Consider the following 15,790-nt stretch of genomic DNA (forward strand, 5'->3'; position numbering starts at 1 on the left):
CCGGTGTTGATGTAGTAGATATCATCGCCCGCCCCGCCTTCCAGGCGAATGGCCGTGGCGGTGTGATCAGGGCCAGAAGTCAGGACGTCGTTGAACGCCGAGCCGATCACGTTCTCGATGCCGGTCAGAAGATCACCTTCGGCATCCCCACCCTTGCCAACTGCTCCCGTACCGAAGCGAACCTCAACATTTACGCCGGCGTTCGAGTTCGAATAATCAACCGTATCAACACCAGAGCCACCATCGATCTTGTCCGCACCGCCGCTGCCCTTGATCACATCATTGCCACCCAAGGCGTTGATCTCGTCATCACCACTGGTACCCGTCAGCGTATCCGCGCCGCTTGTCCCGTTAATAACAGCCATTGTTTCTTCCTTGCCTTGTTGTGAACCGGTACCGGTTCGCGTGGCGATCACGTCATCGCGGCGAACAATAAAAAACTACGAATGTGTTGATATCGACAGGAAAGGATCGCAACTTGAGCCGCTGCGAAAAATGTATTGGGATTGATACAAAGACGAATACACGACGCAAAAAAAAACAGGCGACTGAAAAAGTCGCCTGTTTTTTAGGTAGCCGGAGCTGATCGATCAATCCGCCAGCCAGCCCTGCTCCCAGTAACGCAGGTTATCGCCGCGCAACACGTAGTCGCGCAGCACGACTTCACGCAACTCGTCGCCCATGCGGTAGCTGGCGTCCGGATCGGCCAGGTGCATGCGGATAGCCTGCAGCCATTCATCCGTAGTGTTGGTCTTGATCCGCGTGCACGGCAGATAGCCGCGGTAGGCTTCGGTGTCGGTGCAGATCACCGGGTAACCGCAGGCACCGTACTCCAGCAGACGCAGGTTGCTTTTGCAGTCGTTGAAAATATGGAACTCCAGCGGTGCCAAAGCCAGATCCAGATTGAGACTGGCCAGTTTGGCCGGGTAAGCGTCGAGGGCAATGACGCCGTGGAACTCATGCATGTACGGGCGCAGATCATCCGGGCACATGCCGAAAAATACCCAGTCGACTTCATCCGCCAGTTCGCGCACGACATCAGCGATCACCGCGAGGTCACCATGGTGACTGGTGCCGCCGCCCCAACCGACTCGCGGTTTTTTCGAGGTCCGGCGCTGGCCGCGCAGGTTGCTCCAGAACTCTTTCGCCAACATGTTCGGCACGACACGGATGTCGTGATGCATGTCCGACAAGGCGTTGGCCAATGGCTGAGTCGAAACCACGACGCGGTCGCACATGCCGATCGCACGGCGAACAATACGCTCCATTTCATACTTGTCCGGCATGTTGCGGATATGCGCATTGCGATGAGGAACATCAATGACGTAGTCGTCAAGCTCATAGATGCTGCGAGCATTGAAGTAGTTGCGCAGCACCGGCATTTCGTTGACCGACGCCGCCGTGTAACGCCCTTGCAGAACGATGACATCAGGCGACATACGCTCGATTTCAACAATCGGCGGCAGGTTCACGCTATAGCGAATCTGCCCCTGTACCCGCCCGGCCGCTTCGAGTTCGATCAGCGGTTGCGTGACACGATAGTGACCGATCGCGGAGGCGTTGAGCGGCAACCCGAGAATCTTCGGCAGCGTGCTGTTGCTGAAAGGACTCCACCCTGTGCGCAGGCCCGGCTCGAGCGTGAAGCTCGAACCCGTGTGCTTGTGCAACGACAGATTGGGATTGTAGGCAGGGTCGCGGGCAATGACCGGCAGCCAGCGCTTGAAAAACGTTTCTTCCTGCTGAGTGTGCGAGACCGCTTCTTCATTGATGACTGCGTCGACTGGCTGCGCGCCCAGCGCCAGCACCGCATAAGGTGTCCACACCACGAGATAACCCTGCTGGGCTACGCGCAGTGCCAGGTCCACTTCATGCAGCATACGCGGCAGACTCTGCTCATCCAGACCGTCAACCGCATCGAACACTGACTTGCGCACCATCAGGCAATCGGCGCCGACGGCACTCAGATCCTGAACCACTTGCAAGCGGAACATGTAGCCGGATGACTGCATCGCCTGACCATAAAACGGCAGGCCGGCCGGCCCCTGCAGACCGAGCACCAGCCCCGCATGCAACACATAGCCATCGGGATTGAAAAGCTTGGCACCGACGATGCCGACTTCCGGGCGCTGAGCGTGATTGAGCAACTCGTCGAGCCAGTCAGCCTGAGTGATCACGGTGTAAGGGTTGAGCAGCAGGACATACTCGCCCCTCGCCTGAGCCACGGCAAAGTTGCGCAACGCGGCGACGTTACCCTGCTGCGGGTAAGTCAGCACGCGTACGCGCTCGCTGCCCAGTTGCGCCATACCGTCCAGCCAGGCGCGGGCCTCGGCGGTCTCGCTGGCATTGTCGACCAGCAACAGCTCGTACTCGCTGTACGCGGTTTTTTCCAGCAGGCTTTCGACACAGCGTTGCAGGGCAGCAATCTGGTCGCGAGTAGAAATGATGATCGAGACCAACGGCCGACGGGCATGCCGGTAATCAACTCGATTGAGCAACTCGACACTGCCACGACGCAGATCGTGGGCGATTCCCAGCCGATCAAGATGTGCCGACAGCAATCGCGCGTTGTTATCCGTTACAGCGGGCAGCGACAACCACTGGGCCAGGTCGAAAGACGACTCGATGGCAATCTCGGCCAGATGCCCCACCACCTGAGTGCCTTGATCCTCAACCATGCGCCAGAGGATGTCGTGAGGCGCGAGTTCGGCAAACGTCGAATCGAAGCCGCCAAGTGCCAGGAAGGTCTCGCGCCGGAACGCCAGGGCGCGGCCGACATAGGGGTAGGAGCGCATCAGATCCAGGTTGAAGTCAGGCTTGAATGCCGGTTCCGCCGATTCGCCCGCACGCAAACTGCCTTCATCGCTGTACAGACAGTGCAAAGCGTTGTTGAAGGCGATGCGCTCGGCCATCATCAGCAAGGCCGGGGCCACCAGACGATCACCGCCGCGCAGCAGATAGAACCAGTCAGCGCCTTCCAGTTGCGGCAGCAACTGATTGATCTGTTGCAGGTAGTCGTCCTGTAACGGCAAATGGAACACCCGCCCATCCAGTACCGGTTCAGCGCAATGGCTGGACAACACCAGCGTCAGCTCGGGCGGATAGACCTGCGCGGCGAGACTTTCCAGCGTGCGCTCCAGCGCCGCAGGGCTGCCCTGCTCATCCACCACGATCGGCACGATACGCGGTGTGGACGGCCAGCCTGCCAGGGTGTCGGGCAGCAATCTGCTCTGGACGTCACTGAGCCTGCGGCACGCCAGCCATTGCGAGTAGAGTTCGGAAAAACTCTGGCTGTCAGCGCCAACCTGCCAGATCTGGGCGCTCTGTTTGGTACCGAGCGTTCGGCTCAGCGGCAGCTCTGTCCAGACCCGAGGCGACTCATCCGCTTTGGGCATTGGCACATAACGCGCCCACCCCTTGGCTGGCGCCGACTCTCCGCTGCGCGCCTCGAGCATTTGCAGCAGCCATTTCTGCTCGACGCCCATCGCGTCCTTCATGGCTTGCTGGCCGCTCAAACGATCCGGATACAGGCGTTCGACACTCAACACATGATTGGAAATCACTACGTTGCCGCGTCGCAGCAAACACACGAACAACGCGAAATCGAGGCTCGCGACAAAACAGTGGTCTGGCTGAGTCAGCGCCGGCAGTAATTCGACAATGTCGGCGCGACGGAACAGGGCATTACTGAAACCACCGAGGAGGTTCGACGGGAACGTCTCGAAGAGCGCCAGCAGGTCCTCCCCCTTGAACAAGCCACTGATCGGTGACAGTGGTGTGTTTTCCAGCCGTGACGGCAGCACCATGTCGTCGGCGTCCCAGAACAACCGCTGGGCCAGCACCAGATTGACTTCGTCACGATGAGCAAGCACGTCGGCCTGACGCTCGATGCAACTGCTGAACAGTTGATCGTCATCGCACAGAAACTTGATGAATTCGCCCTGCGCCTGATCCAGGCACGCCTGCAGGTTGCCGACCATTCCCAAGGTGTGCGGATTGCGCACGTAACGCACCGCCACCCCGCTCTGCTCGATCAAGCCTGTGACAATGGCTTCGATTTCATCGCCGCGACTGTCATCGCACACAATGATTTCAAGATTGCCATAACCCTGGCTGACGGCGCTGCGCAATGCCCGCTCGAAAAAGCGCGGATTGAAGGCAGGAATGACAAGGCTGACAAGGCTGACAAGGGGAAGTGACTTCACGGTGGACTCGCAAGCGGCGGGAACCCGCCCGGAATTGCGAGCCCTCTGAAACCGCGAAAAAAGACATTGAAAACTCAGGAGCCGAAGTTTCGGGCGCTTACGCGCCCGTTACCGTCAGATCTTGTTGAACAGACCCAACTGGCTGATCTTGCTGAACGCCAGTTGCGCGGCTTGCAACATGGTTTGCTGCAGGGTCAGACGAGTCATGACTTCGGCCGGATCGGAATCGCGGATCGAACCTTGCGTCGTGGTGTTGGCGGTACTCAGGCTGTCGTTGGTAACAGCCTGCATATCCAGTGACTGACCACGGGCACCGATCGACGTGACTGCGGTGCCAATCTGATTGGCCGCAGCGTCGATGTTACCGATACCAGCTTCCATGGCGCCCTGCAGTTTCTGCTTGGCGACCGGATCACCATCGATGGATGTGTTCAGCGCCGTAATCATCTGACCCAAAGTGTCGAGCACGTTCTGGGTCTGGTGGTTATTCGGCTGAATCGAAAACTGATCGCCGGCCGCAGGGGTGTTGCCCAAAGCGAATGTCACGCCGGCCGCCGTTGCATTACCACCGGCCACGGTGCCCGAAGAAACAGGCTTGCTGTCCGCCGTGACCGGCGCCGCGTACAGGTCGAACGCTGTGGCGCTGGTGAATTTGAGCACCGCGCCACCCTGCGGGAATGCTGCGGTGTAGGCGGCCTGGTCGGTGATAGTGGAACCGGTGATCACCGCCGTCGAAGGGTTGCCCGGGCTACGCGCAGTGGTGAACGTGTCCGGTGTGACCGCCAACTGAAAGCTGTGCCCGGCAATGACCGCGTCCGGGTTGGTATCACCGGCCTTCAGGTTGATGTTCAGCTGCATGTCGACGCCACGGAAGCTGAAGCTCTGATTGGAACCACTGGTGTTGCTGATCACGCCGTTCTTGCTGGCTTCAGCGGTCACGTCGTTACCCAGTGCGTCAGTGATTTGCATCTGTGTGCTGCTGACGAAACTGACGGTGTACGGCTGCCCGGCGGTGAACTTGGCGTTATAGGTGGCTTCAGTGCCGATCGTACCGTTGGACAGCACCACACGGCCATCATCTACCGCCGGAGCCGTGCGGGTGACGTTGGTGCGGGCGGTGTTGATAGTCTGCTGGAAAGCGTCCCAACCGGTGGTGTTGGTGCCAACCGTGAGGCCGTCGCCGATGCCCAGATTGATGGTGGTCTGGTCACCGTTGTAAGTGTAAGTGCCGTCGCCGTTTTGCGAGTACGGGGCTGTGTCGGTTTTCGAACCGGAGAACAGGTAGTTGCCGTTGGCATCCTTGGAGTTCATCAGGCCCAGCACTTGTTTCTGGATCTCGCCCAGTTCCGAGGCGTAAGCCTGGCGGTCTTTGTCGGTGATCGTGCCGTTGTTGGCCGCCAGGGAAATTTCCTTGGCGCGGGCCAATGCCGTGGTGATGGAGTCCAGCGTGGTCTCCTGCACGTTCAACGCACTTTTGGTGGTGTCGACGTTGGTCTTGTACTGATCCAGCATCGCGGCCTGCTGGCCCAGTTGCAGCAAACGCCCGGCACCGATCGGATCATCGGACGCATTGGTGATGCGTTGCAGGCTGCTCGCCTCGCTGGCGGTGGCGACTGCCTTGTTGAAGTTACGCTGATAGTCCGACGCTTGCGTGCCGTAATACTGGGCGGTGGAAATGCGCATGAATTACGACTCCTTAAAGGCTGTTGATCAGCGTGGCGAAAGTTTCCTGCGCAGCTTTGATGATCTGCGAAGACGCTGTGTAGTACTGCTGATATTTGACCAGGTTGCCGGTTTCTTCATCCAGGTTCACGCCGGACAGCGAATCGCGCGCACCTTTGGCGTTATCCAGGATCGCCGTGGTCGCGGCGCTGTCGGACTTGCCTTGGGCGGTCTTGGTGCCGACGTTGGTCACCAGCTTGTTGTAGGCGTCAGTCAGGCTGATGCCTTTGCTGGCCGAACCGGTGTCAACAGATTGCGCGGTTTGCAGGGCGACCAATGATTGCGCGTTGCGGTTGTCCGAAGACGCCGCACCGGTCAGGTTCATGGTGAAGGTTTCGCCTGGCTTCGGCGTGCCGCCAATGGTGGTCTGCATGGAGAAGGTTTTCTGTACGTTCGGCGTAACGCTGGTGTCCAGCACCGGGTTGCCGCTGGCATCGACGATGCCGACCTTCAGGTCCAGCGTGTTCGATTGACCGGGAACGACTGTGCCGCTGCTGATCACGCCGCCCTTGGCATCCACAAAAGAGTAAGACTGGCTGCCGCCGCTGACCGCACCGAACACCAGTTTGACCGGCGTCGAGTTCTTCAGCGCCGCCTGCATGTCAGCCTGGGCCGTCGGGTTGTAGATATCGATCTTGCTGCTGAGTGTCGGCTGAGTGTAAGTGCCCAGACCGGCCGCGCTGGCGACACCGGTCAACGGACCGGCCGCAGCGATTTTCTTCGGATCGGTGAGCACTGTCTGGATGCTCGCCGCCGCATTACGGGTCGGGGTGATTTTGAAGCTGTCACCGGCGCTCAGCGCACCACCCTTCAGAGCAAGGGTGAAGCCGTCGATCACTGGCGGCAGATTGGTGGTGGTGCTGAAGGCGCCCAGGTCAGTGCCGTCGGAACGCTTGACGGTGTAGTCAGTGGCGCTGGTGAACGTCACCTGATAATCGCTGGTGGTCAGCTTGCCGGTGTCCTTGATGGTGACATCGAGGTTGCCCGAACCGGTGCTGTTGCCCGACTGCGCGATGCTGCGCGAACTGATCAGCGCGGCACTGTTGATGTTGTTGAAAATTGCCGCGCCGAAGTCACCGTTCTTGTCGATGCCCTGGGCTTGCTGGCTGTTGACCTGATCAGCGATCACCAGTGCCACTCGGCCCAGCTCGTTGAGCGACGGGTCGAGGACTTCTTTGCGGTAAGTCAGCAGGCCGCCGATTTCACCGCCGGTCATCGCCGAAGTGATGTCGAGGGTGCTCGAACCGCGATCCATCTGGATGGCCATGCGCGACGGATCGTCTTTGCTCGCGACCATGCTCAGAGAGTTGGTGGTGTTGCCGATCACCAGCGGCTGACCGCTGCCGATGTAGACGTCGAAACTGGTGCCACGCTCGACGACCTGTGCGCCCGTCAGTTCAGAGAGCTGACGTACCGCCTCGTTACGGCTGTCGAGCAGATCGTTCGGCGCCCCGCCGCTGGTGGAGATCTCGCCGATCTTCTGGTTCAAATTGGCAATCGAGGTGGCCAGTTTGTTCACCTGGGACGTCATGTCGCCAAGGCTGCCATTGATGGTGGTGTTCTGATCGTTGAGCTGTTTGGCGATGGTGTTGAAGCGGCTGGTCAGCGCTTGCGCACCGGTCAGCACCGATTGACGGGAGGTGTCATCGGTCGCCGACGTCGAGACGCCCTGCATCGTGGTGAAGAATTTCTGCAATACGCCGGTCAGGCCGGTGTTGGTGTCCGACAGCATGGAATCCAGCGGCGTGGCCTGCGCCAGAAACGCGGCCGATTCGCTGTCCAGCGAGGTTGCCGTGTGCAGCTGGCTTTCCAGATACGAGTTGTACACCCGGCGCACGTCAGCCAGGGTGGTGCCCGTACCGATGAAAACGGTACCGAATTGCTGCGAGGATTTGGTGCCCTGCACGGTTTGCTGGCGCGAATAACCGGCGGTGTCGACGTTGGCAATGTTGTTGCCTGTCGTAGCCAAAGAGGACTGGCTGGCCGACAGTCCCGACATCCCGATATTGAGCAAACTCATGGTTCAGACCTTATACCTTGTGCCTTATAAAGGCGTGGTGGATACACCCGCCGCAGCGTAGTTTTGGAAACTGTTCATCTGCTTGGCTATCTGCGAAATCTTTGTCGCGTAGTTCGGGTCGGTGGCGTAACCGGCCTTTTGCAACTCGCGTACAAACTGTTCTGGGTTATCGGCAGACTTCACGACATCTTGATAGCGATTATTGGTCTGCAGCAAAGTCACCAGATCGTGGAAGCTGTCCTTGTACGAGGCATAGGAACGGAACTCGGCCGTCTCCTTGACCATCGCGCCATTGCGGAACTCGCTGGTGATCGCCCGGGCCGAATCGCCCTTCCAGTTGCTGCTCGCCTTGATGCCGAACAGGTTGTGGCTGCTGCTGCCATCCTGCGCACGCATGACCGATTTGCCCCAACCGGTTTCCAGCGCAGCCTGTGCCACCAGATAACGCGGATCGACGCCGATGCGGTCGGCCGCTTCCTTGGCCATTGGCAGCATGGTGTTGACGAATTCGTCGGCGGAACTGAAGGCTTTTTTCGCTGGCGCCAAAGGAATCTGCGCCATCGCACGACCATAAACCTGCATCTGCCCGCCAGAAGCTTTTTCGCTCTCGGCGCGGGCCAGCCAGTCGCCGTTGTACAGCGGACCGGCACCGGTGGCGGCGGCGGTCGTGGCGCGCTGCGGCAATTGATTGGCGGCGGCCGCCGGCGTCGCCGACGGCACCAGACCTGCGAGCAAACGATCGGCCAGTTTCGGTGGCAGAGCCAGACGACGCTGATTGATCAGTTCCATGTCGTTGCGATGGGCCAGTTGTGTATTCGGTGCATTCACCGAACGCGATGCCCACAGCGGACGCTCGCCATTGAGTCGCGACAACGGGCCGTTGGTAGCGACGGTGCCGGCGGCAACCGGCGTCACCACGGCAGCGGCCTTGGCCTTGGCTTCTTCCTGCTTGGCGGCGGAGGCGGCCGCAGCCTCGCCCGGCGCCATCGGTTTGTTCTTCGACATTTGCCGCATCAGCACGTCGGCGAGGCCAATACCACCACCCTCACGGGACATGGAAACGGCCAACTGCTGGTCGTACATTTCCTGGTACTGCTTGGCCGCCGGCGTGTTGAGCGGGTTGTCCTGCCCCAGCGCTTCGGTGGCCGAGCGCATCGACTTGAGCATTTCACCGAGGAACAGCGATTCGAACTCCTGCGCCACTTTGCGCATGTTCGCATCGCTGTCCTTGTCACCGACCTTGAGCTGATTCAGACGATTGAGGTCAGAGTAGGAACCCGAATCGCTGCTGCTGACCAGACCGCTCTTGCGCATATCCATGATGGTCGGCCTCAGATCACGATCAGGTCGGCTTGCAACGCGCCGGCCTGCTTCAAGGCTTCAAGGATGGCCATCAAGTCACCCGGTGCCGCGCCGACCTGGTTCACCGCCCGCACGATCTCGTCGAGGGTGGTGCCCGGGCCGAATTTGAACATCGGCTTGGCTTCCTGCTCGGCATTGACCCGCGAGCGCGGCACGACTGCCGTCTGGCCGTTGGACAGTGGTCCCGGCTGGCTGACAATCGGGTCTTCGGTGATGGTCACGGTCAGGCTGCCGTGGGTCACGGCGGCTGGCGAAACCTTGACGTTCTGGCCGATGACGATGGTGCCGGTACGCGAGTTGATGATGACTTTCGCCACCGCCTGACCCGGATCGATTTCGAGATTTTCCAAAATCGACAGATAGTCAACGCGCTGGCTCGGATCGAGCGGCGCGGTGACACGTACCGAACCGCCGTCGATGGCTTGCGCCACGCCAGGGCCGAGCATGTCGTTGACCTTGTCGACGATGCGCTTGGCGGTGGTGAAGTCGGAGCGGTTGAGGTTCAGCGTCAGGCTATTGCCCTGGTTGAAACCACTCGGCACCGAACGCTCCACCGAGGCACCGCCAGGGATGCGACCGGCCGACGGAACGTTGACGGTGATCTTCGAACCGTCACGACCTTCAGCATCGAAACCGCCGACCACCAGGTTGCCCTGAGCGATGGCATAGACGTTGCCGTCGATACCCTTGAGCGGGGTCAGCAACAGGGTGCCGCCACGCAGGCTCTTGGAGTTACCAATCGAAGACACCGTGATATCGACCTGCTGACCCGGTTTGGCAAACGCCGGCAGATCCGCACTGATCGACACCGCCGCGACGTTCTTCAGCTGCACGTTGCCCGATCCCGGCGGCACCTTGATGCCGAACTGCGAGAGCATGTTGTTGAAGGTCTGCAGGGTGAACGGGGTTTGCGTCGTCTGGTCACCGGTGCCGTTAAGCCCGACCACCAGGCCATAACCGATCAACTGGTTGGAGCGCACGCCGGAAATACTGGCGATATCTTTCAGCCGCTCGGCGTGGGCAGCAAAGGCTGCGGACATCAGCGCCGCAGCCAGCATGAGGCTCTTGAAATTCAAAGTCGCCACCTAGAAAGGGAACAGCGGGCTGAGGAAGAAACGGTCGAACCAGCCTGGCTGACTCGCATCGGCGAACGAACCGGTGCCCGAATAGGTGATGCGCGCATCGGCGACGCGGGTCGACGACACGGTGTTATCGGTAGCGATGTCATCGGCACGCACCAGACCGGCAATGCGCACCAGCTCGTCGCCGGTGTTGAGCGTCATCCACTTCTCGCCGCGCACGGCGATGATGCCGTTGGGCAAGACGTCAGCGACGGTCACGGTGATCGAGCCGGTCAGGGTGTTGCCCTGCGCGGCCTTGCTGTCACCCTTGGTGGCGCGGTCGCCGCTGTAGCCAACGTCCAGGCTCAGGTCGTTGCCGCCCAACGGGTTGTTGGTGGTGGCACTGCCGCCGAACAACGACGTCAGGCCGATGCCGGTCTTGCTGTTCTTGGCCACTTGCGAGTTGGCGTTTTTGCTCGCCTGCGTTTTCTCGTTCAAGGTGATGGTGATGATGTCACCGACCCGGAACGCCTTGCGGTCGCTGTACAGGTTCTGCTCGAAACCGGCCTGATAGATCGAGCCATTATTGGCGGCAGCCGGCAGCGGCGTGCGCGGCAACACCGGGGCGTAGTAAGGGTCATTGGGCTTGGGCGTCGGGGCGACGCAGCCCGCGAGCGAGACGACTCCACTCAATGCCAAAACAGATACGAAGCGATTCATGACCCTACCTCACGGTGTTGCAGGCGACCTCATGGCCGCCTCATAGACTTGATTACAGATTCTGCGTTACGAACGAGAGCATCTGGTCGGCGGTGGAGATCACCTTGGAGTTCATCTCGTAAGCGCGCTGAGTGGTGATCATGTTGACCATCTCTTCAACGGTGCTGACGTTCGAGGTTTCCAGGGTGTTCTGCAGCGTGGTACCGAAACCGTTCAGGCCCGGCGTGCCGACTTGCGGAGCACCGGAAGCAGCGGTTTCCAGGAACAGGTTGTTGCCCACTGCCTGCAGACCGGCCGGGTTGATGAAGTCGGCGGTTTGCAGGTTACCGATCACTTGCGACGCCGGGTTGCCGGCAATGGTGATCGACACAGTGCCGTCGCGGCCGACGGTGAAGGTCTGGGCATCGTTCGGAATGACGATGGCCGGCTCCAGAGCGAAGCCGCTGGCGTTGACGACCTGGCCATTGGAGTCGAGGTGGAATGTACCGTCACGGGTGTAGGACGTGGTGCCGTCCGGCTGCAGGATCTGGAAGAAACCGCGACCGTCGATGGCCATGTCCAGCGGCTGCTCGGTGGTTTGCAGGCTGCCGGCGGTGAAGTTTTTCTGTGTACCGACGATGCGCACACCGGTACCTACTTGCAGACCCGACGGCAGTTCGCTGTCTTGGGTCGACTGGGCGCCTGGCTGGCGTTTGATCTGATACAGCAGGTCCTGGAACTCGGCGCGATCACGTTTGAAACCCGTGGTCGACACGTTCGCCAGGTTGTTGGAAATGGTAGTCAGGTTGGTGTCCTGGGCGGACAGACCGGTTTTGGCAACCCATAGAGCCGGAAGCATTCGATTCTCCTCGTGCGCCTGTTTTACGGCGCGACGTTCTGATAATTAGCTGATCTGCAAGACCCGAGCCATGGCCTGGTCGTCGTCTTTGGCGGTGTTCATCATCTTGACGTGCAACTCGAATTGCTTGGCCAGCGCCAGCACCGAGGTCATCTCTTCGACGGCGTTGACGTTGCTCGATTCAAGGAAGCCCGACACCAGTTTGACGTTGGCATCGGCCGGCGCAGGCTTGCCGTCCTTGGTGTAGATCGAGCCGTCGAGGCCCTTGTTCATGTTCTTGATGTCCGGATTGACCAGCTTGATGCGGTCGACTTCGGCCATGACACGCGGGCCTTCGCCCATCGCGCGAATACTGATGGTGCCGTCTTCACCGACTTCGATCTGCTGCTCGGGCGGCACGGCGATCGGACCGCCATTGCCCATCACCGGCATGCCGTTGCCGGCCCGCAGCACGCCGAGGGCGTCGACGTTGAGGCTGCCGGTGCGCACGTAGCTTTCGCCACCGTTGGGGTTTTGCACGGCAATAAAACCGTTGCCGGTCACCGCGACGTCGAGGTCACGACCGGTCTGCACCAGCGAGCCCGGCGTGAAATCGGTGGCTGGCCGTTCGCTCATGGCAAACGCACGCGCCGGAAAGCTGTCACCGAACACCGGCATCGAACGCGCCTGCTCCAGGTCGCGCTGAAAACCGTTGGTGGAGATGTTCGCCAGGTTGTTGGCATGCGCCTTTTGCGCCAGTGCATTCTGGCTGGCGCCGGTCATTGCCACATAAAGGTACTTGTCCACACTCTTTCCTCTGCATGCCGGACGTTTGCCGCCCACTGCTGTACTGCTGAGCCATAAGCAATTTGCAGACCAACTTTTTTCTGACGGCCAAAGGTCCGGTAAACAAAGGACTTGAGGGATGGCGAGGGGAAATTTGAAATGTATCGAAGTCGAAAAACCGGCGGTGTTGTGCCGGTAGGTGGCAAAGCCTGGCGCTGAGGTTGATCGTTCCCACGCTCCGCGTGGGAATGCCTCAATGGACGCTCTGCGTCCGCTTTGGGACGCGGAGCGTCCCGGGCTGCATTCCCACGCAGAGCGTGGGAACGATCATTCGCTGCTGCCGGGATCTTTGCCGACTTCATATTCACGCAGTTTGTTGGCAATCGTCGTGTGTGAAACCCCCAACCGCTTGCCCAACTGCCGACTGCTCGGATGCTCGGAATACAACCGTTCCAGCACCGCTTTCTCGAAGCGCCCGACAATCTCGTCCAATCCACCTTCCAGCGAGAAGTCGCCAAGCGGCTGACGCACACCGTAATCCGGCAGACGAATATGCTCCGCTTTCACCGTGCCGCCATCACACAGCGAAACCGCCTGGAACAACACGTTCTCCAGTTGCCGCACGTTGCCCGGCCAATGGTAATGACTGAGTCGATCCATCGCCGCCGGCGCCAGTTTCGGCAGCGAACAGCCGATCTGCCGACTGGCCTGATCGAGGAAGTGTTCGACCAGTGGCGTCAAGCCATCGAGGCATTCGCGCAGCGGCGGAATGTGCAACGAAAGCACATTTAAACGGTGATACAGATCCTGGCGAAACTCACCGCGTGCGCACAGTTCCGACAAGTCGACCTGGGTGGCGCAGATCACCCGCACATCCAGATAAACCTCTTCATCACTGCCGACCCGACGGAAGCAACCGTCCTGTAAAAAGCGCAGCAGCTTCACCTGAAGGCGCGGGCTCATTTCGCCGACACCGTCAAGAAACAGCGTGCCGCCCGCGGTCAATTCCAGCAGCCCGAGTTTGCCTTCGGCGCGCGCACCTTCGAAGGCACCCGGGCCGTAGCCGAACAGCTCAGTCTCGGCCATCGACTCAGGCAGGCCGGCACAGTTGAGCGCCATCAGCGGCGACTGCCCGCGTGGACTGGCGAGGTGACAGGCGCGCGCGAGCAATTCCTTGCCGGTGCCGGTTTCGCCTTCAATCAATAGCGGCGCATCCAGCGGCGCCATACGGCGTGCTTCACGCACGACGGCGGCCATCACTTTCGAGCTCTGGAAGATACTGTCGAAGCCGCGCAACTCTTGCTTGCGCACGTTATAGATACGCTCACCGACACGGTCTGCGCGATGCAGCGTCAGCACCGCACCGGCCATGGCCTCGCTGTCGTCGTGCTCCGATTGCAGCGGCGCGATGTCAGCCAGAAAGATGTCGCCCTTGACCTTGACCCGCATGCCGTTGATTCGCGATTTGTTGGCGCGTACCAGCTCCGGCAAGTCGAAATCTTCGGCGTAGCGCGACAGCGGAATCCCCGGCACCTCATCGACCCGCACACCGAGCAACTGCGCCGCCGCGCGGTTGGCCGCCACGATCGAGCCGCCCATATCGATCGACAGCACCGGAAACTCCAGTGCGCCAAGCAGCGCGTTCAACTCCATGTGCCGGCGTTCGCTGGGCATCAGCCCGACCCGCTTGACGCCGAATACCCCGGCGATCGCCTCGAATTTCGGACGCAACGCCTGGAACTGAATGTTGATCAGGTTCGGGCAATGCAGATAGATCGCGTTGCCATGCTCACCGCCGACCTCACCGCGCGCGACGTTGATGCCGTACGCCACCAACAGGTTGAGGATGTCGCGCAGGATGCCGATGCGGTTCTGGCAGTGGACTTTGATGCGCATATATAAGACCCGACAAGATTGGGAGCTGATACTGACCCTGTGGGAGCGAGCTTGCTCGCGAAGGCGTCAGCACATCCAGCATTGATGTGTCAGACCCAGCGCTTTCGCGAACAAGCTCGCTCCCACAGGTATTGCGGTGCGCCCGAAGCTCATTTTTCTGTCGAGGCACGCAGATAGTTGTCAAGATTATGTGACAGTCACCGGCCTTTTCAAACCCGCCAATCACCGCAAACGCGATATATCCGTCAAAGCGTAACGATTATTTTACGATTTACGGAGAAATTTCCTACACGCATCGCGATCAACCTGCTGCAAACCTCATCGCTCTCGGGTAATTCTGAATCCATCGCTGGACATAACAAGAACGAATTCCCCCTAGCAGGAGAGCAGCATGAAGCAGACGCAATACGTGGCCCGCGAGCCCGATGCGCAAGGTTTTATCGACTACCCCGCCGAAGAACATGCGGTGTGGAACACGCTGATCACTCGCCAGTTGAAAGTGATCGAAGGGCGTGCCTGCCAGGAGTACCTGGACGGTATCGAAAAACTCGGTCTGCCCCACGACCGCATCCCGCAACTGGGCGAGATCAACAAGGTGCTCGGCGAGACCACCGGTTGGCAGGTCGCCCGCGTGCCGGCACTGATCCCCTTCCAGACCTTTTTCGAACTGCTGGCCAGCAAGCAATTTCCGGTGGCTACGTTTATTCGTACCCGCGAAGAGCTGGATTACCTGCAAGAGCCGGACATTTTCCATGAGATCTTTGGTCACTGCCCGCTGCTGACCAATCCGTATTTCGCCGAATTCACCCACACCTACGGCAAGCTCGGCTTGCAGGCGACCAAGGAAGAACGCGTGTACCTGGCGCGTCTGTACTGGATGACCATCGAGTTCGGCCTGGTCGACACCCCGCAAGGCAAACGCATCTACGGCGGCGGCATTCTGTCTTCACCGAAAGAAACCGTTTACTCGCTGTCGGACGAGCCGGAGCATCAGGCCTTCGATCCGCTGGAAGCCATGCGCACGCCGTATCGCATCGACATCCTGCAACCGCTGTACTTTGTCCTGCCGAACCTCAAGCGTCTGTTCGACGTGGCTCATGAAGACATCATGGCCATGGTTCGCCAAGGCATGCAGCTAGGTCTGCACGCGCCGAAATTTCCGCCGAAACCGAAAGCCGCGTGAACCGCGACTTTTGCTGACAAT

General features: G+C 60.0%; 11 protein-coding genes. 1 reads left to right on the forward strand and 10 read right to left on the reverse strand.

Features of this window, described 5'->3' with window-relative positions:
* From WA225_RS19380 to WA225_RS19425, 10 genes are all read right to left on the reverse strand, one after another.
* A partial coding sequence (locus WA225_RS19380; RefSeq protein ID WP_422609188.1) for a calcium-binding protein occupies window positions 1-365 on the reverse strand: 365 nt, incomplete at its 3' end.
* A gap of 225 nt (window positions 366-590) precedes the next feature.
* Window positions 591-4,202 carry a glycosyltransferase gene (locus WA225_RS19385; RefSeq protein ID WP_422609189.1) on the reverse strand — a complete coding sequence of 1,204 codons (3,612 nt, stop codon included), beginning with the start codon at window positions 4,200-4,202 and terminating at the stop codon, window positions 591-593.
* 114 nt (window positions 4,203-4,316) lie between these two features.
* Window positions 4,317-5,885 (reverse strand): flagellar hook-associated protein 3, encoded by a 1,569-nt coding sequence (locus WA225_RS19390; protein ID WP_422609190.1) that lies wholly within the window; start codon window positions 5,883-5,885, stop codon window positions 4,317-4,319.
* Window positions 5,886-5,898: 13 nt separating this feature from the next.
* On the reverse strand, window positions 5,899-7,944 hold the full coding sequence (flgK, locus tag WA225_RS19395) for a flagellar hook-associated protein FlgK (protein WP_422609191.1): 2,046 nt from the start codon (window positions 7,942-7,944) through the stop codon (window positions 5,899-5,901).
* A 24-nt stretch (window positions 7,945-7,968) separates the two neighbouring features.
* Window positions 7,969-9,264 carry a flagellar assembly peptidoglycan hydrolase FlgJ gene (gene flgJ, locus WA225_RS19400; protein ID WP_422609192.1) on the reverse strand — a complete coding sequence of 432 codons (1,296 nt, stop codon included), beginning with the start codon at window positions 9,262-9,264 and terminating at the stop codon, window positions 7,969-7,971.
* A gap of 11 nt (window positions 9,265-9,275) precedes the next feature.
* Window positions 9,276-10,364 carry a flagellar basal body P-ring protein FlgI gene (locus WA225_RS19405; protein WP_422609223.1) on the reverse strand — a complete coding sequence of 363 codons (1,089 nt, stop codon included), beginning with the start codon at window positions 10,362-10,364 and terminating at the stop codon, window positions 9,276-9,278.
* Window positions 10,365-10,391: 27 nt separating this feature from the next.
* On the reverse strand, window positions 10,392-11,087 hold the full coding sequence (gene flgH, locus WA225_RS19410) for a flagellar basal body L-ring protein FlgH (RefSeq protein ID WP_103305339.1): 696 nt from the start codon (window positions 11,085-11,087) through the stop codon (window positions 10,392-10,394).
* 52 nt (window positions 11,088-11,139) lie between these two features.
* Window positions 11,140-11,925: a flagellar basal-body rod protein FlgG gene (gene flgG, locus WA225_RS19415; protein WP_166222483.1), complete on the reverse strand. Its 786-nt coding sequence runs from the start codon at window positions 11,923-11,925 to the stop codon at window positions 11,140-11,142.
* A 45-nt stretch (window positions 11,926-11,970) separates the two neighbouring features.
* Window positions 11,971-12,711 (reverse strand): flagellar basal body rod protein FlgF, encoded by a 741-nt coding sequence (locus WA225_RS19420; protein ID WP_242204350.1) that lies wholly within the window; start codon window positions 12,709-12,711, stop codon window positions 11,971-11,973.
* Between the two features lie 306 nt (window positions 12,712-13,017).
* A complete protein-coding gene (locus WA225_RS19425; RefSeq protein ID WP_108225913.1) occupies window positions 13,018-14,586 on the reverse strand; it encodes a sigma-54-dependent transcriptional regulator in 1,569 nt (522 codons plus the stop codon).
* Window positions 14,587-14,977: 391 nt separating this feature from the next.
* Here WA225_RS19425 and phhA point away from each other — a divergent pair, with 391 nt between their 5' ends.
* A complete protein-coding gene (gene phhA / locus WA225_RS19430) occupies window positions 14,978-15,769 on the forward strand; it encodes a phenylalanine 4-monooxygenase (RefSeq protein ID WP_007920123.1) in 792 nt (263 codons plus the stop codon).
* Window positions 15,770-15,790 lie beyond the last annotated feature (21 nt).

This window comes from Pseudomonas sp., from assembly GCF_049300855.1.
In the GTDB taxonomy this organism is placed as follows: Bacteria; Pseudomonadota; Gammaproteobacteria; order Pseudomonadales; family Pseudomonadaceae; genus Aquipseudomonas.